Origin of the sequence: Methylorubrum thiocyanatum (assembly GCA_014138645.1) — a bacterium.
GTDB lineage: Bacteria > Pseudomonadota > Alphaproteobacteria > Rhizobiales > Beijerinckiaceae > Methylobacterium > Methylobacterium thiocyanatum.
Window position 1 is genome coordinate 327212 of the sequence record JACJIB010000003.1, and the last position, 17093, is coordinate 344304.

16 protein-coding genes are annotated in these 17093 nt (G+C 69.4%); 12 read left to right on the forward strand and 4 right to left on the reverse strand.

What is annotated here, in order from left to right:
- Positions 1-29: 29 nt before the first annotated feature.
- Positions 30-1520, reverse strand: coding sequence for an IMP dehydrogenase (gene guaB / locus HNR51_RS09040; protein ID WP_012454993.1), 1491 nt, complete (start codon positions 1518-1520; stop codon positions 30-32).
- A 361-nt stretch (positions 1521-1881) separates the two neighbouring features.
- On the opposite strand from guaB, the gene HNR51_RS09045 reads away from it, so the two are divergent.
- The 3 genes from HNR51_RS09045 (at position 1882) to murC (ending at position 5800) form a co-directional block, all read left to right on the forward strand.
- On the forward strand, positions 1882-3048 hold the full coding sequence (locus tag HNR51_RS09045; protein WP_012454994.1) for an FtsW/RodA/SpoVE family cell cycle protein: 1167 nt from the start codon (positions 1882-1884) through the stop codon (positions 3046-3048).
- 115 nt (positions 3049-3163) lie between these two features.
- Positions 3164-4276 (forward strand): undecaprenyldiphospho-muramoylpentapeptide beta-N-acetylglucosaminyltransferase, encoded by a 1113-nt coding sequence (gene murG / locus HNR51_RS09050; RefSeq protein WP_182554728.1) that lies wholly within the window; start codon positions 3164-3166, stop codon positions 4274-4276.
- Positions 4277-4393: 117 nt separating this feature from the next.
- Complete coding sequence (murC, locus tag HNR51_RS09055) at positions 4394-5800, forward strand: UDP-N-acetylmuramate--L-alanine ligase (protein WP_012454996.1); 1407 nt, start codon at positions 4394-4396, stop codon at positions 5798-5800.
- A 16-nt stretch (positions 5801-5816) separates the two neighbouring features.
- Here murC and HNR51_RS09060 read toward each other — a convergent pair whose 3' ends face one another.
- Positions 5817-6206 carry a helix-turn-helix domain-containing protein gene (locus HNR51_RS09060; RefSeq protein ID WP_182554729.1) on the reverse strand — a complete coding sequence of 130 codons (390 nt, stop codon included), beginning with the start codon at positions 6204-6206 and terminating at the stop codon, positions 5817-5819.
- 10 nt (positions 6207-6216) lie between these two features.
- Positions 6217-6474: a type II toxin-antitoxin system RelE family toxin gene (locus HNR51_RS09065; protein ID WP_239681474.1), complete on the reverse strand. Its 258-nt coding sequence runs from the start codon at positions 6472-6474 to the stop codon at positions 6217-6219.
- Between the two features lie 44 nt (positions 6475-6518).
- Between HNR51_RS09065 and murB the strand changes: the two genes are divergently transcribed.
- From murB to HNR51_RS09110, 9 genes are all read left to right on the forward strand, one after another.
- Positions 6519-7448 (forward strand): UDP-N-acetylmuramate dehydrogenase, encoded by a 930-nt coding sequence (gene murB / locus HNR51_RS09070; protein ID WP_182554730.1) that lies wholly within the window; start codon positions 6519-6521, stop codon positions 7446-7448.
- A gap of 6 nt (positions 7449-7454) precedes the next feature.
- Positions 7455-7649, forward strand: a complete 195-nt coding sequence (locus tag HNR51_RS09075) for a type II toxin-antitoxin system HicA family toxin (protein WP_012454998.1) — start codon at positions 7455-7457, stop codon at positions 7647-7649.
- The gene (locus tag HNR51_RS09080) at positions 7649-7855 is read left to right on the forward strand and encodes a type II toxin-antitoxin system HicB family antitoxin (RefSeq protein WP_012454999.1); all 207 of its coding nucleotides are present in this window, start codon (positions 7649-7651) and stop codon (positions 7853-7855) included. The genes HNR51_RS09075 and HNR51_RS09080 overlap by 1 nt, the downstream gene beginning before the upstream one ends.
- A 63-nt stretch (positions 7856-7918) precedes the next feature.
- A complete protein-coding gene (locus tag HNR51_RS09085) occupies positions 7919-8842 on the forward strand; it encodes a D-alanine--D-alanine ligase (RefSeq protein WP_182554731.1) in 924 nt (307 codons plus the stop codon).
- Entirely contained in the window at positions 8809-9747 is a 939-nt protein-coding gene (locus tag HNR51_RS09090) for a cell division protein FtsQ/DivIB (RefSeq protein ID WP_141951833.1), read from the forward strand. The genes HNR51_RS09085 and HNR51_RS09090 overlap by 34 nt, the downstream gene beginning before the upstream one ends.
- Positions 9748-9809: 62 nt before the next feature.
- Entirely contained in the window at positions 9810-11132 is a 1323-nt protein-coding gene (ftsA, locus tag HNR51_RS09095) for a cell division protein FtsA (RefSeq protein ID WP_012455002.1), read from the forward strand.
- A 205-nt stretch (positions 11133-11337) separates the two neighbouring features.
- Entirely contained in the window at positions 11338-13104 is a 1767-nt protein-coding gene (gene ftsZ, locus HNR51_RS09100; RefSeq protein ID WP_182554732.1) for a cell division protein FtsZ, read from the forward strand.
- A 351-nt stretch (positions 13105-13455) separates the two neighbouring features.
- Positions 13456-14397: a UDP-3-O-acyl-N-acetylglucosamine deacetylase gene (gene lpxC, locus HNR51_RS09105; RefSeq protein WP_063986948.1), complete on the forward strand. Its 942-nt coding sequence runs from the start codon at positions 13456-13458 to the stop codon at positions 14395-14397.
- A gap of 164 nt (positions 14398-14561) precedes the next feature.
- Positions 14562-15437: an outer membrane protein assembly factor BamD gene (locus HNR51_RS09110; RefSeq protein WP_012455005.1), complete on the forward strand. Its 876-nt coding sequence runs from the start codon at positions 14562-14564 to the stop codon at positions 15435-15437.
- Between the two features lie 102 nt (positions 15438-15539).
- Here HNR51_RS09110 and HNR51_RS09115 read toward each other — a convergent pair whose 3' ends face one another.
- Entirely contained in the window at positions 15540-16979 is a 1440-nt protein-coding gene (locus HNR51_RS09115; RefSeq protein WP_182554733.1) for a beta-1,6-N-acetylglucosaminyltransferase, read from the reverse strand.
- Positions 16980-17093 lie beyond the last annotated feature (114 nt).

Consider the following 17093-nt stretch of genomic DNA (forward strand, 5'->3'; position numbering starts at 1 on the left):
CCGAAGCCGGGACCTCGCGCAGACCTCGCTCAGCGGCTCGGATAGTTCGGGCTCTCGCGGGTGATGGTCACGTCGTGGACGTGGCTCTCACGCAGGCCGGCATTGGTGATGCGGACGAACTGCGCCCGCTCCTGGAAGTCCGGCACGGTGGCCGCGCCGACATAGCCCATGGCAGCGCGCAGGCCGCCGGCGAGCTGGTGCAGCACCGCCGCGACCGGGCCCTTGTACGGCACCTGCCCCTCGATGCCCTCCGGCACGAGCTTGTGGGTGTCGCTGACCTCCGCCTGGAAGTAGCGGTCGGCCGAGCCGCGGGCCATGGCGCCCACGGAGCCCATGCCGCGGTAGCTCTTGTACGAACGGCCCTGATACAAAAAGACCTCGCCCGGTGCCTCGTCGGTGCCCGCGAGCAGCGAGCCCAGCATCGCCACGGACGCACCCGCCGCGATCGCCTTGGCGAGATCGCCCGAGAACTTGATGCCGCCATCGGCGATCACCGGCACGTCGGCGCCCTGCGCCGCCTCGACCGCCTCCATCAGCGCCGTAAGCTGGGGGACGCCGACGCCCGCGACGATGCGGGTGGTGCAGATCGAGCCCGGACCGATGCCGACCTTGATCGCGTCGGCGCCGGCATCGATCAGGGCGCGGGCGCCCTCGGCGGTGGCGACGTTGCCGGCGATGATCTGCACGGCGTTGGAGAGCTGCTTCACCCGCGCGACGCTGTCGAGCACCTTGCGGGAATGACCGTGGGCGGTGTCGACCACGATCACGTCGCAGCCGGCATCGATCAGGCGCTCGGCGCGCTCGAAGCCGGAATCACCCGTGGTCGTCGCCGCCGCGACCCGCAGGCGGCCCTGCTCGTCCTTGACCGCGTTCGGGTAGGCGACCTGCTTCTCGATGTCCTTGACCGTGATGAGGCCGATGCAGCGGTAGTGATCGTCGACGACGAGCAGCTTCTCGATGCGGAACTGGTGCAGCAGGCGCTTGGCCTCGTCCTGCGTCACGCCCTCGCGCACGGTGATGAGCCGGTCGCGGGTCATGAGTTCGGCCACCGGCTGGCCGGTATTGGTGGCGAAGCGCACGTCGCGGTTGGTCAGGATGCCGACGAGCTTCCCACGCGAGCCGTTGGGGCCGCGCTCCACCACCGGAATGCCGGAGATCCGGTTCTTCTTCATCACGTCGAAGGCGTCGGCCAACGTCTCGTCGGGATGGATGGTGATGGGGTTGAGCACCATGCCCGACTCGTACTTCTTGACGAGGCGGACCTGCTCGGCCTGCTCGGCCGGCTCGAGATTACGGTGAATGACGCCGAGCCCGCCGTTCTGCGCCATGGCGATGGCCATCGGCGCCTCGGTGACGGTGTCCATCGCCGACGCGATGATCGGCATATTGAGCCGGATCGTGCGGGTGAGGCGGCTCGCGATGTCGACCTCCGCCGGCATCACCGAGGACGCGGCAGGGCGCAGTAGCACGTCGTCGAAGGTCAGGCCCTCGATGATCGTTTCTGCGCTGATACGGGCCATTTGCCAACTCCGGAGACGGGCTTGAAAAAACCGGGCGCCGCCGGTCTGCCGGCGTGATCGGATTGGCAAGCGCCAGTATCACGCGCGGGTTAAACGCGCAAAGGCACCGTGTCGGTGCGCCGCGCATGGGTGGGGATGAATTTCCGCGAGGGCTGGGCGACCGGGTCCATCGTCGAGTGGCCGCGCGACGGTCGCCTGCGGGAGGTCAGCTCGGTGAGAGCCTCGGCTGCATCGCGCCTTCCCGTCACCGCAGACCCGCTCGCCTCTGACGATCGACGGAAGCAAGACGGCGTTAACCCTTCCGCTTCACCATTCCGGCCGGCCATGCCCATCCGGCCGGCCAACGGAGAGCGCCGCTGTCATGATGTCCCGGGCCGAACGCAGTCCCCTTGCGGATTGGTGGTGGACGGTCGATCGCGGCCTGCTCGCGGGCCTCGGCTGCCTGATGGTGGCCGGCCTCGTCTTCCTGATGGGCGGCGGCCCGCCGGTGGCCGAGCGCATCGGCCTACCGACCTTCTACTTCCTGAACCGGCAGGCGATGTATCTCGCCCCGACGATCCTGCTCATCATCGCGGTGTCGTTCCTCTCGGTGCGTCATATCCGCCGCTTCGCGCTGGTGACGTGGCTCCTCGGCGTGGTGCTCTGCATCCTCGCCGGCAAGTTCGGCCCCGAGATCAAGGGCGCGCATCGCTGGATCCAGTTCGGCTCCTTCGGCCTTCAGCCCTCGGAATTCGTGAAGCCCGCCTTCGTGGTCGTGACCGCCTGGGCCTTCTCGGAGGGCGCCAACCGACGCGACATGCCGGGCGTGACGCTCGCGCTGCTGCTGCTGCCGGCGACCATCGTGCCGCTGATCCTCCAGCCCGATTTCGGGCAGACCATGCTGATCACGATGGTCTGGTGCACGCTGTTCTTCGTCGCCGGCCTGCACTGGTTCTGGGTGGCGGGCCTCGGCTTTGCCGGCATGATCGGCGTGTTCACCGCCTATACCTTCCTCCACCACGTGCGTGAGCGCATCAACCGCTTCATGGACCCGGAATCCGGCGACAGCTTCCAGGAGGTCTGGTCGCGGGAATCATTCAATTCCGGCGGCTGGTTCGGCACCGGGCCGGGCGAGGGCGTGGCCAAGCGCCACCTGCCCGACGCGCATACCGACTTCATCTTCTCGGTCACCGGCGAGGAATTCGGCGTGCTGGTGTGCCTGGGCCTCGTCGCACTCTTCGCCTACATCGTCATCCGCGGGCTGAAGCTCGCACGCCGCACCGACGACACCTTCACGAGGCTCGCCATCACCGGTCTGACGACGCTCTTCGGCCTCCAGGCCTGCATCAACATGGCCGTGAATACGCAGCTCATGCCGGCCAAGGGCATGACCCTGCCGTTCGTCTCCTACGGCGGCTCCTCGCTGATCTCGCTGGCTCTGGGCATGGGCTTCCTCGTGGCGCTCACCCGCAAGCGCCCGCGCACCACGGCGATCAACCAGCGCCCGCCCGGCACCACCCCCTCCGCCGTTCCAGGACTGATGCAGTGATCCCGGCGGCGATCATCATGGAAGTCCTCTGCCGAATGCTGCCGGCAAGCGCGAACGCGCCCCGCCGCCCCTGCGGCGGACTGTCCTCGAAGCGACAGCATCGAGGACAACCGTCATGACTGTCTTCACCCCCCTGGTCCTCGTCTGTGCCGGCGGAACCGGCGGCCACCTGTTCCCGGCGCAGAGCCTCGCCTACGCCCTGAAGGCGCGCGGCATCCGCGTCGCGCTGGCCACCGATGCCCGCGTCGATTCGATCGCGGGCGACTTCCCGGCGGAGGAGATCGTCACCATCGCCTCGGCCACCCCCTCCGGCCGCTCGATGCTGCGCCGGGCCGGGGCCGTGCTGACGCTCGGCCGCGGCTTCGGACAGGCCGCCCGCGCCGTGCGTCGCCTCAACCCGGCGGCGGTGGTCGGCTTCGGCGGCTACCCGACCGTGCCGCCGATGCTGGCGGCGCAGCTGCTGCGCGTGCCCACCATCCTGCACGAGCAGAACGCGGTGATGGGCCGGGCCAACGGCTTCCTGGCCAAGGGCGCGCAGGTCATCGCCACCGGCTTCAAGGAGGTGCGCGGCGTGCCCGAGAAGGCGACGGCGCGGCGCGTCCATACCGGCAACCCGATCCGCCCATCGGTGCTGGCGGTGGCCGAGACGCCCTATCCCGCCCTCGACGAAGGCTCTTCCCTGCGCCTCCTCGTCTTCGGCGGCAGCCAGGGCGCCCGCGTCATGAGCGAGATCGTGCCGGCGGCGATCGAGAAGCTGCCGCAGGACCTGCGCGCCCGGCTCCACCTCGTGCAGCAGGCGCGGCCCGAGGATCTGACCGCCACGCAGAACCGCTACCTCGCCATGGGGCTCGGCGGGATCGAAGCAGCGCCCTTCTTCAAGGATCTGCCCGGCCGCATGGCCGCCGCCCATCTCGTTGTGGCGCGCTCCGGCGCCTCGACCGTCTCGGAACTCGCCGCCATCGGCCGGCCCGCCATCCTCGTGCCGCTGCCCGGGGCGCTGGATCAGGATCAGGCGGCCAACGCCGCGACCCTGGCGCAGATCGGCGCCGCGCTGTCGATCCCTCAGAGCGCCTTCACGCCGGATCGGCTCGCCGCCGAGCTGGTGGACCTGTTCGAGGCGCCGCGGAAATTGACCCAGGCGGCGGCTGCGGCCAAAACCGCCCGCATCCTCGACGCGGCCGACCGCCTCGCCGCCCTCGTCGCCGAGACCGCGGCCGCGACCTCGTAGAGGCGGACGGCCGCTGCCCCGCGGGCGCGGGGGTGGATTTCGGCGATCCAGGATCGTCGGCGTCCGGAACGAGACAGCCGAGGCTCGTCAGAGCCCCGGACTCAAAAGGTTTTCGATATGAAGCTGCCCGAAAAGCTCGGCCCCATCCACTTCATCGGCATCGGCGGCATCGGCATGTCCGGCATCGCCGAGGTGATGGCCAATCTCGGCTACACGGTGCAGGGCTCGGACGCGAACGACAACGCCAACGTCCGGCGTCTGTCCGAGAACGGCATCCGCACCTTCGTCGGCCACCGCGCCGAGAACGTCGAGAACGCGGCCCTCGTCGTCGTCTCGACCGCGATCCGCCGCGACAATCCGGAGCTGATCGAGGCCCGCGAGCGCCGCCTGCCGGTGGTGCGCCGCGCCGAGATGCTGGCCGAGCTGATGCGCTTCAAGTCCTGCGTCGCGGTGGCCGGCACCCACGGCAAGACCACCACGACCTCGCTCGTCGCCACCCTGCTCGATGCCGGCAACCTCGACCCGACGGTGATCAACGGCGGCATCATCAACGCATACGGCACCAATGCCCGGATGGGCGCCGGCGACTGGATGGTGGTCGAGGCCGACGAATCCGACGGCACCTTCCTCAAGCTGCCGGCCGACGTCGCCATCGTCACCAACATCGACCCCGAGCATCTCGACCATTTCGGCTCGTTCGACGCGATCAAGGACGCCTTCCGGCGCTTCATCGACAACATCCCGTTCTACGGCTTCGCGGTGATGTGCATCGATCACCCGATCGTGCAGGATCTGGTCGGGCATATCGAGGACCGGCGCATCATCACCTACGGCGAGAATCCGCAGGCCGACGTGCGCCTCATCGACATCGACCTGAAGGGCGGACAGAGCCGCTTCCGGGTCATGATCCGCGACCGGCGCCCCGGCTTCCGCCTGGAGATGCAGGATCTCGTCCTGCCGATGCCGGGCCGCCACAACGCGCTCAACGCCACCGCGGCGCTGGCGGTCGCCCACGAACTCGGCGTGTCCGAGGACGCGATCCGCAAGGCTTTGGCCGGCTTCGGCGGCGTCAAGCGCCGCTTCACCCGCACGGGCGAGTGGAACGGTGCGGCGATCTTCGACGATTACGGTCACCATCCGGTGGAGATCGCCGCAGTGCTGCGCGCGGCCCGCTCCTCGACCGACGGCAAGGTGATCGCGGTGGTGCAGCCCCACCGCTACACCCGGCTGCAGTCGCTGTTCGAGGATTTCTGCACCTGCTTCAACGACGCCGACACGGTCATCGTCGCGCCTGTCTACGCCGCGGGCGAGGCGCCGATCGAGGGCATTGACCGCGACTCGCTGATTGCCGGCCTCAAGGCCCGCGGCCACCGCGACGCCGTCGCCCTGGAGCGGCCCGAGGATCTCGCCCGGCTCGTGTCCGGCCGCGCCGAGCCGAACGATTACGTCGTGTGCCTGGGCGCCGGCACGATCACCCAGTGGGCCTACGCCCTGCCGGGGGAACTGGCGGCTTTGAAGGGGTGAGATCGGTGCGAGGGCCTCACGCGCTGGCCGGTTCGGGCGCCAGATCCTCGACATCGACGTCGAGGACGTGCGCGAGCCGCTGGTAGATGGCGCGCTCCGCCGTGCGCTCGCCCCGCTCGATCGCCGCCAAAAGTCCGGCCTCGATGGCGCAGAGCTGCGCGAGGGTATCCGCAGCGATGCCCCGCCGCTCCCGCCAGAAGGCCAGGGGGCTCGGCGCCCGGCGCAGGGCATCCAGGTCGTCCTCGCTTAGAATTTCCTCTTCACCAGCGTCCAGACGCCGCTCGGAGACGTCGAGCGCGCGCATGTCGAGCGTATCCTCGGCAAGCTCCCGTAGCCGCTCAAACTCGGCCTCGGGCAGGATGACGATCGCCTCGCCCGAGGGCGTGCGGGTGCGCACGATGGTCATGGTGCCTCTCCTACCCGTAGATCGAGCCTCGGGGGCCGACCTCGTGGACAATGATCTGATCCGCCACGATGGTGAAGAGCACGCGCCAGTCGCCGACCCGCAGGCGGTGCCGGCCGTCGCTTCCCTTGAGGGCCTTCACGTTGTTCGTGAGGGTGGACGGGTCGTCGGCGAGCTGACGGAGCTTGCCGCGGATCAATTCCTCGGTATTCCGCGGCATCCGGCTCAAGGTGCGCGCGGCAGCACGGGTGAAAACCAGGCTCCGTCCCACCGCGGTCCTCCGCCAGAATCGACAGATGCGAGCGACAGGTTAGCATGACCGCGCATTCCCTCATCGACGACATCCGCGCCGCCGCGCCCGATCTTCGCGGGCGGCTCCTCGAGAACCAGTCGCTCTCCGACCTCACATGGTTCCGCGTCGGTGGGCCGGCGCAGGTGCTGTTCAGCCCGGCCGACGAGGATGACCTCGCCGCCTTTCTCGCCGCGCTCGATCCGTCGGTGCCGGTGACCGTGATCGGTCTCGGCTCGAACCTGATCGTGCGCGACGGCGGCATTCCCGGCGTGACGATCCGGCTCGGCGGCAAGGCCTTCGGCTCGGTCGAGATCGATGGCGAAACCATCCGCGCCGGCACTGCCGTGCCCGACATGCGTCTCGCGAAGGCGGCGGCGGAGGCCAGCCTGGACGGGCTCGCCTTCTTCCGCGGGATCCCCGGTTCCGTCGGCGGCGCGCTTCGCATGAATGCCGGGGCGCACGGCGGCGAAACCACCGATGTGCTGACGGAAGCCCGCGGCATCGACCGCAACGGCGCGGTCCGCAGCTTCACCCATGCCGAGATGGGCTTCCGCTACCGCCACTCCTCGGCGCCGGACGACGTGATCTTCACGAGCGCGACCTTCCGCGGCCGACCCGGCGATCGCGAAGAAATCGAGGCGGAGATGGAGCGGGTCACCGCCGCCCGCGAGGCCGCCCAGCCGATCCGCGAGCGCACCGGCGGCTCGACCTTCAAGAATCCGGAGGGCGGCAAGGCGTGGCAGCTCATCGACGCCGCCGGCTGCCGCGGCCTGATCCGGGGCGGAGCCCAGGTCAGCGAGATGCACTGCAACTTTCTGATCAACCGCGGCGGCGCCACCGCCGCCGACATCGAGGGACTCGGCGAGGAGGTCCGCCGCCGGGTGCGCGAGCATTCGGGCTTCGAACTCCACTGGGAGATCAAGCGGATCGGCGTCGAATCCTCCAAAGGCTGAACGGCCATGAAGGTCCGCGAGATCATCCGCCTCATCGAGACCGATGGATGGACTCTCGTCGCGACACGGGGCTCGCACCGGCAGTACAAGCATCCGACGAAGCCCGGCCGCGTTACGGTGGCCGGGGCGATGTCGGACGAGGTCGCGCCCGGAACGCGGGGGAGCATCCTCAAGCAGGCGGGTCTGAAAGGACAGTACTGATGCGCTACGCCGTCGTCATCGAACGAGCCGGAAGCAACTACTCGGCCTACGTCCCCGATTTGCCGGGCTGCATCGCCACCGCCCCGACGGCTGAAGCCGTCGAAAGCGAGATCCGCGATGCCATCCGCTTCCACATCGAAGGCCTTCGTGCCGACGGCGATCCTGTGCCCGAGCCGACGAGCCGGGCCGAATACGTTGATGCCTGAGCGACCGGCGCATCCCCTTCATCCCTGACCGATGCCGTTACGGCATCCGCCCGGAGTCCCATCATGTCCAAGCACGTCGCCGTCCTGATGGGCGGCTGGTCCTCCGAGCGGGAGATCTCGCTTCGCTCCGGCAATGCCTGCGCCGAGGCGCTGGAAGGGGAGGGCTATCGCGTCAGCCGCGTCGATGTCGGGCCCGACATCGCCACGGTGCTCACCGACCTCAAGCCCGATGCGGCGCTCAACGCGCTGCACGGCCCGGCCGGCGAGGACGGCACGATCCAGGGCCTCCTGGAGATCCTGAAGATCCCCTACACCCATTCCGGCGTGCTGGCCTCGGCGCTGGCCATGCACAAGGAGCGTGCCAAAACGGTCATGCGCGCGGCCGGCGTCAGCGTCCCGGAGGGCCGGGTCGTTAACCGTCATGATGCGGCGAAGTCACACCCGTTAACCCCTCCCTATGTCGTGAAGCCGATCGCCGAGGGCTCGTCCATGGGGGTCATCATCGTGCGCGAGGAGCGCTCCCACCCGCCCCAGATCCTGGCCTCCGACGAATGGGTCTACGGGGAGGAAGTCCTTGCAGAGACTTACATTGCCGGTCGCGAGCTGACCTGCGCGGTGCTGGGCGACCGGGCGCTCGGGGTCACCGAGATCAAGCCCGTCTCGGGGGAGTGGTACGACTTCGATGCGAAGTACGCCGGCGGGGGGTCGATCCACGTCCTCCCCGCGGATCTTAAACTAAATATTTACCAGCGTGTCCAAGAGTTGGCGTTAACGGCGCATCAAGCACTGGGATGTCGTGGCGTCAGCCGTGCCGACCTTCGTTACGACGACACGCCGGGGGGTACCGGCGCCCTCGTCGTCCTCGAGGTCAACACGCAGCCAGGGATGACCCAGACGAGCCTTGTGCCGGAGATCGCGGCCCACGCAGGCCTGAGTTTCGGTGAACTCGTCCGATGGATGGTGGAGGACGCTTCTCTCAACCGCTGAACGCCGCCGGCACGTCCGGCAGCGGCGGATTCCTCGCGGGGCTGCGGCTCCCGAGAATCCTCAGGCGGTTCTCGTCGGCGCGGCGGCTGCGGCCGGCGGTGCCGATCGAGGCGCGCGTGCCGCGGCTTGCGGGCACCGCGCTGGTCGCCGGGCTCGCCGGCACCGTCGCGCTGACCGGCTTCGTCATGAGCGGGCGCTACGACGGCTTCGTCGCCGAGAACGGCCGTCCGCTCGACATCCTCGCCCGGATCGCCGGCTTCGGCGTCGAGCGGGTGACCATCACCGGCCTGTCGCGGATGTACGAGCGCGAGGTGCTGAGCACCGCCGGCATCGACTGGCGCTCCTCCGTGCCGTTCCTCGACGTCGATCAAGTCCGCGACCGCCTGCTCGCCGAGAAGCTGATCGCCAGCGCCTCGGTGCGCAAGCTCTACCCCAACGAGATCGTCATCAATCAGGTCGAGCGGGAACCCGCGGCCCTGTGGCAGCAGAACGGCGAGATCCAGGTGATCGCCGCCGACGGCAAGGTGATCGACGACCTGCGCGACGAGCGCTACGTCAACCTGCCCCTCGTCGTGGGTGCGGGCGCCAACGAGCGCCTCAAGGAATATCTCGACCTGATCGAGGCGGCGGGTCCACTGGGCTCGCGCATCCGCGCCGGCACCTACGTCTCCGGCCGCCGCTGGACGCTCAAGCTCGACGGCGTCGATATCCGTCTGCCCGAGACCGAACCCGCCGAGGCGCTGGCCCGCCTCGTCCGCCTGGAGCGGGACAGCAGGATTCTGGAGAAGGACATCATCGCGGTCGACCTGCGCATGGCCGACCGCGTCGTGGTGCGCCTGACCGAGGAGGCCGCGGCTGCCCGGGCCGAGAGCCGCAAGAAGCCGAAGAAGGGGACGGCGACATGAACGCTGCCCGTCCCGCCGCCGCATCCTCCGTGTCCTGTCGCGTATCCGCCGAGTAGCGTCCGATGCAGACCCACCACGGCCTCACGCCGCGCCTGAAACCGCTCTCCGCCCGCCGGAGCGCGACGATGTCGGTGCTCGACATCGGCACCAGCAAGGTTGTCTGCCTCATCGCCGAGCTGCAGCCGGCCGAGGCGATGTCGACCTTGCGCGGCCGCACCCATCTCGCCCGCATCATCGGCATCGGCCACCAGCGCTCGCTCGGGCTCAAGGGCGGCGCCATCGTCGATCTGGAAGCCGCCGAGGGCGCGATCCGTCAGGCGGTCCACGCCGCCGAGCGGATGGCCAAGGCCGAGGTGCAGTCGGTCATCGTCAACATCTCCGGCGGCCGCATCGCCTCGCAGCATTTCGAGGCGCGGGTGAACGTCCGCTCCGGCACCGTCACCGGCGCCGATGTCGAGCGCGTCCTGGAGACCGCCAGCGCCCACGGCGTCAGCCCCGGCCGGGCCGTGCTGCACGCCCTGCCGACCGGCTACGCGCTGGACGGCCAGGGGGCGGTGATCGACCCCTCCGGCATGATCGGCAACGCGCTCGGCGTCGATCTCCACGTCGTCACCGCGGAGGCGGCGGCTGCGCGCAACCTGATGCTCGCGGTGGAGCACTGCCATCTCGGCGTCGATGCGGTGATCGCCACGCCCTACGCCGCCGGCCTCTCGGCGCTGGTGGACGACGAGGCCGAACTCGGCTGCGCCGTGGTCGATATGGGCGGCGGCACCACCAGCGTCGGCGTCTTCATGGGCGGCCACCTCGTCCATTGCGACGCGGTCGCGGTCGGCGGTCACCACGTCACCATGGATATCGCCCGCGGTCTCTCGACCCGCGTCAACGTCGCCGAGCGGCTGAAGACCCTCTACGGCTCGGCGATCGCCACCGCCTCCGACGAGCGGGACATGATCGCCGTGCACGGCGTCGGCGAGGACGAGGGCGAGGCGCCCGGCCACGTGCCGCGCTCGCAGCTCGTGCGCATCGTCAAGCCGCGGGTCGAGGAGGTGCTCGAACTCGTGCGCGACCGCCTGCGCAACGCGGGCTTCGGCGCCCAGGCCGGGCGCCGGGTGGTGCTGACCGGCGGCGCGAGCCAGCTCGTCGGCCTGCCGGAGACGGCCCGCCGCATCCTTCAGGGACAGGTCCGGATCGGGCGCCCGCTCGGCATCCGCGGCCTGCCCGAAGCCGCCAAGGGGCCCGCCTTCTCGGCCTCCGTCGGCCTGCTGGTCTACCCGCAGGTGGCGCATGCGGAGCATTTCGAGCCGCGGGGGCAGGGCGCCTTCGCCGGCACGGGAACGGACGGCTACTTCTCGCGGGTCGGACGCTGGATCCGGGAGAGTTTCTAGAGCGATTTCGAGCGAAGTGGTTCCGGTTCGCGTGAAGAAATCGCGTCAAGACAATGACTTGGAGGCCTCCCTGACCTGAAGGGGCGGGAAGGTCTCCAACAAAGAACGGCCCCGCCGGCCACGAGGCCAGCGCGGGACAAGCAAGACAGGGCAGGCGTCGCAAGGCGTCGTTCAGGCAATCGAAAGTCACGAAGGGTTCGACCACATGGCCATCTCTCTTCAGGCTCCGGACATCCGGGAACTCAAGCCCCGCATCACCGTGTTCGGCGTCGGCGGCGCGGGCGGCAACGCCGTCAACAACATGATCGAGTCGGGGCTGCTCGGCTGCGAGTTCGTCGTGGCCAACACCGACGCCCAGGCGCTCACCTCCTCGAAGGCCGAGCGGGTGATCCAGATGGGCATCGGCGTGACGCAGGGCCTCGGCGCCGGCTCGCACCCGGAAGTCGGCTCGGCGGCGGCCGAGGAGGTGATCGACGAAATCCGCGATCAGCTCTCGGGCGCGCACATGGCCTTCATCACCGCCGGCATGGGCGGCGGCACCGGCACCGGCGCAGCCCCGGTCATCGCCCGCGCAGCGCGTGACATGGGCATCCTCACGGTCGGCGTCGTCACGAAGCCTTTCCAGTTCGAGGGCATGCGCCGGATGCGCACGGCCGAGGCCGGCATCCAGGAGCTTCAAGCGGCGGTCGACACCCTGATCGTCATCCCGAACCAGAACCTGTTCCGGGTCGCCAACGAGAAGACCACCTTCGCCGACGCCTTCGCCATGGCCGATCAGGTGCTCTACTCGGGCGTCGCCTGCATCACCGACCTGATGGTCAAGGAAGGCCTGATCAACCTCGATTTCGCCGACGTGCGCGCGATCATGCGCGGCATGGGCAAGGCGATGATGGGCACCGGCGAAGCCTCCGGCGAGAACCGCGCCAACCGGGCGGCGGAGGCGGCCATCGCCAACCCGCTCCTCGACGACGTGTCGATGAAGGGCGCCCGCGGCCTGCTGATCTCGATTACCGGCGGCTCGGACCTTACCCTGTACGAGTTGGATGAAGCCGCCACCCGCATCCGCGAAGAGGTCGATTCCGATGCCAACATCATCCTCGGCGCCACCTTCGACGAGAGCCTCGACGGCATCATCCGCGTGTCGGTGGTCGCCACCGGCATCGAGCCGGCGCTGATCTCGGCCGATTCCCCGAACAACCCGGAGATCGCCCAGACCGAGCAGCGCATCGCCGAGGTCGCCGAGCGCCTGCGCTCCGAGGCCCGCGCCCGCGCCTCCGCCGCCCTGAGCCCCGCCTCGACGCACCAGCCGGTGCAGCAGAGCGCGCATCAGCCGGCGCCCCGCATGTCGGCCCCCGAGCCGCTGCTCGCCCCGAACGCCGGGCCGCGGGCGATGCTGTCCGAGCCGGTCGCGCCGGAGCCGATGCGGGCCGAGCCCGCGCCGGCCCTGCACCACCACGACGTCGTGCTGACCCAGGCACCGGCCCGCGCCGCCGCCCCGGCATACGAGCCGCCGGCCCCGATGCAGGCGCAGGAGCCCGCCCAGGTGGCGAACGGCCCCTACGTGCCGCCGCGTCCGCAGCTCGCCCGGCCGCCGCGGATGCCGCAGATCTCGGACCTGCCGCCCCACACCCAGGCGCAGATCCTTAAGAGCCGCGGCGAGGAGCCCCAGCCGGAGCCGAGCCAGGACTCCAAGCGCATGACCCTGCTGCGCCGCCTCGCCACCGTCGGCTTCGGCGGTCGCCGCGAGGAGGCCGAGCCCGCCCCGGCGCAGCCCGCCCGCGCCGCGGCGCCGGCCCCGGCGCCCGTGGCCGCGCCCCGCGTCGAGCCGGCCCTGCGGGCACCCGCGCCCCAGGCGCCGCAGTACCGCGCCGCTCAGGGCAACCTCGACGCCCAGGGCCGCGCCCTGCCGCCGCGGATGATGGAGGACGACCAGCTCGAAATCCCCGCCTTCCTTCGCCGGCAGGCGAACTGAGGATCGGATCAGCTGTGGATTGATGGGGGCAACCCTACCTCCATCGGCCTACGGTGAGGTGTTTCGGCAACAGACCCGGGATCGCAAGATCCCGGGTTTAGTTGCTTGTTAAGACATTGAACACAAAATGCTTTTCAAAGATCATGGCGAAACCGTGGCTGTAACAGATCGTAAGAATCCGTGATTTGGCCGCCCTGTTTGCCACAGCTATACACCATGCCGGAACGACAGAAGGCGCGCAGGGTCTCACGACCGGCAGCGCCCGCAGAGGCTTCAAGCAGCGGACGGACTTTCCCACACCGCGCCCCGAAACGGGGATGCGCGGGAAGGATCCTGGCCGAGGGCTAAGGTATGCGGACGAACCAACAGACAACGCTCAAAACGTCCGTGACCCTCACCGGAATCGGAGTCCACTCCGGAAACCCGGCGGAGATCACGATCCACCCCGCCAAAGCCAACCACGGTATCGCCTTCCTCCGAACGGGCACGACCACCGGCAACGACCGGCTCATCAAGGCCCATTTCGCCTGCGTCTCCGCCACCGAGCTGTGCACCGTCATCGGTGATGTCGAGACCGGCGCCGTCGCCACCATCGAGCACCTGATGTCGGCTCTCTACGGGCTCGGCGTCGACAACGCGCTGATCGAGATCGACGGCCCCGAGATGCCGATCCTCGACGGCAGCGCCCGCCCCTTCGTCACTGCCATCGACAGCGTCGGCCTCACCACCTGCGGTGCGCCGCGCCGCTGGATCAAGGTGCTCCAGCCCGTCCGCATCGAGGCCGGCCGCGCCTTCGCCGAACTCCGCCCGCTCGACCGCGGCTTCCGCCTCGACGTGGAGATCGACTTCGAATCCCCGGTGATCGGCCGCTCGCGCAAGGCGATGGACCTGACCCCGGCCGCCTACCGCCGCGAGATCGCCCCAGCCCGCACCTTCGGCATGATGAAGGACGTGGAGCGCTACTGGAAGGCGGGCTTCGCGCTCGGCGCCTCCCTCGACAACACGGTCGCCGTCGGCGAGACCGCCGTGGTCAACCCGGAAGGCCTGCGCTTCGCGGACGAGTTCGTCCGCCACAAGTTCCTCGACGCGGTCGGCGACCTCGCGCTGGCCGGCCTGCCGATCCAGGGCGCCTACCGCTCCTATTGCGGCGGCCACCGCATGAATGTCGGCATCCTCGAAGCCCTGTTCGCCGACCGCGCGAACTTCGCCATCGTCGAGGGTCCGGGCGCCCGCCGCGAGCCCGCCCGCGCCGAGTTCGGCCTCGGCATCGCTGCCTTCGCTGCGGAACTGTAGCCGCTGCGCCACATCGGTCCGCGATCCACGCTTCCGGCGGACTCCATTAACGGTTTCCGCCGCCCTGCCGTTTTGACGCCCGAATCGGCCTCCACCCGTGAAAGCCTGCGCGTAGGTCGCGTGCCGCCTCGAAGCGGCCGGGCCTGACAGGGAATTTGACCGAGATGCCTCTGACCTTCCCGACCCGTGGCGCGATGGCGGCCGTGCTCCTCAGCCTCGGCCTCGGGCTCGGCGGCTGCGACGCCCTCGACCCGACCAACCTCTTCGCCGAGAAGTACAAGCCCGAGGCGGTCCCGGACACGCCGGCGGACAAGCTCTACAGCGAGGGCTTGGCGAAGATGGAAGACAAGGATTACGAGAACGCCGCCAAGCAGTTCGAGCAGCTCGACAAGCAGTACACCTATTCCGACTGGTCGCGGAAAGGTCTGCTGATGACGGCCTATGCCAACTACGAGGGCGCGAAGTACGACGACGCCATCAACGCCTCGAAGCGCTACCTGCAGCGCCACCCGGCGAGCAAGGACGCGGCCTACGCCCAGTACCTGATGGCGATGTCGCAATATAAGCAGATCCCGGACGTGACCCGCGATCAGGAGCGCTCCGAGCGCGCCCTCGTCGCCCTCCAGGAGCTGGTGCAGAAGTACCCGACCTCCGAATACGCCGCCGACGCCAAGGCCAAGATCCAGATCACCCGCGACCAGCTCGCGGGCAAGGAGATGGCGGTCGGCCGCTTCTACCTCGAGAAGCGCGCCTTCCCGGCGGCGATCAACCGCTTCCGCGACGTGGTCAGCAAGTACCAGACGACCCGCCACGCCGAAGAGGCGCTGGAGCGTCTCGTCGAGGCCTATATGGCACTCGGCCTCACGGCCGAGGCGCAGACTGCGGCGGCGGTGCTGGGCCACAACTTCCCCGACAGCCCCTGGTACCAGGATGCCTACAAGCTCCTGCAGACCGGCGGCCTGGAGCCGCGGGAGGAGAAGACCTCCTGGATCAGCAAGGTCTACCGCGGCGTGATCGGCCGGACCGCTGCCGCGGAGTAAGCCCGTCTTCCTTGGCTGTCGAAACGGCGCCGATCCCAGACCGGGATCGGCGCCGTTTCGTTTGGGCCCGCCTGTCCGAATTCCGGTGATGGAAGCGGTCGCTCAAGCCGCCGGCCGGCGGCGCAGGAGCCGCCGCAGCATCCCGTGCGCGCTGCGCCAGCGGGCCGCGGCCTCCCGGGCCGCGACGGCAAGGGGCCGCGGCTGGACGAGAGGCTCGCTCCGGCAGCCCAGGGTCTCGGCCGCAGCAAGATGCAGTTCGATCCGTCGGACGAGGCCGGAGACGCTTCCATCGGACGGACGGGTCCAGAAGCCGTGCGCCGGATCCTCCGGCACGAGGATTTCCCGGCGGCAATAGAGGTCGTCGCAGCGGATGCGCAGCAGCGGTGCCAGCCGCCCGTGGATGTGCCGCGTGGAAAAGTCGATGGCCGGAGGGGCCATCGCGAGCAGCAGAACGCGGAAATCCTGCAGGTTCTGCGAAACCACCCTGACCTCGACATCGTCCGGGATGCGATCCGTCTGGAACGTCAGGCTGAAGAGAGGGTCGCGCCGGCCGCGGCGAAGGTTGGGCAGATCGGCCCGCACGCCGCGTCCGCGCCGCACCACGGTGCGTGCGACCCGTCGGGCGAGCGCGATGCCGTCCGGATCGGGCAGCACGGGGACCGTCTCCGGACACGCGCCGGCCGCGGCCGTCAGTTCCGCCTCCGTCATTCCGGCCGATGCTTCGAGGGTCGCGGCCACCCGCTCCGGCAGCGTGGTCGGGCGCTTGCGGATGAACAGCCAGCCCGCGTCGCGGGCCGCGAAGAAGTCCGCCTCGCGGAAGATCATGCTGTCGTCGCCGATGATGTGCGGCCACGCCACGAACGTCGTCTCGCGGTCGGCGACCGTGCCGGCCCGGCCGCCCGCTTGCGCCAGCAGCGTCTGCACCATGTCCTCGTCCGCGTGGACCGTGCGCCGGAAGCGCGCGGCGTCCGGCAGAGCGGGCGCAACGTCGTGCAGATAGGCGCAGGCCGCCCGCGAGAGGACGTACCAGTTGCTGCCGTGGCGGAGCCGGGCGAGAAAAGCGGGATCGCGCGCGAGGGGGGCGACACCGAAGCTGCCGACTCCGGGAAGCTCGCGGTAGTCCATGCTGGAACGGTGGGCGACGTCCTCCTGTTCACCGGGCCCCAGGGCTGCAAACGGCGTCATGCCGACAGACGAGACGCCGGGCTGCAGGGCGACCGCCATCTCGGCCGGATCACGCAAGGGACAGTGCTGCTCGCTCAGCGCCACGAAATGCGACCATGCCGACGCGGCCTTCAGCGCCCAGGCCACCGCTTCGAGCGTGGTGGCGACCTGCGAGTAGGAGGCCCAGGCATAGTGCCGGCTCGGCAGCACGGCGACATTCGGGAAGGCCTGCGCCAAGTGCCGCACGGTCTCGTGCAGGACGACCGGCGCCTTCGCATCGACGTGATAGAGGTAGAGGTGATCGGGATGGTAGAGGAAGCGGAACTGATCGCGAACGAAGGCGGGTGACTGGTGGCAGGTGATGAAATAGGCCGTCATGATCCCGCTCGGCCGCGACACGCCGTTGCCTGTCCCGCCTTCTAGCGGCAGACGCGCCGATCGGTCCATCGGCCCCGATCCTCTCGAAATGGACGGCAGCGATTTTCCGCGTGA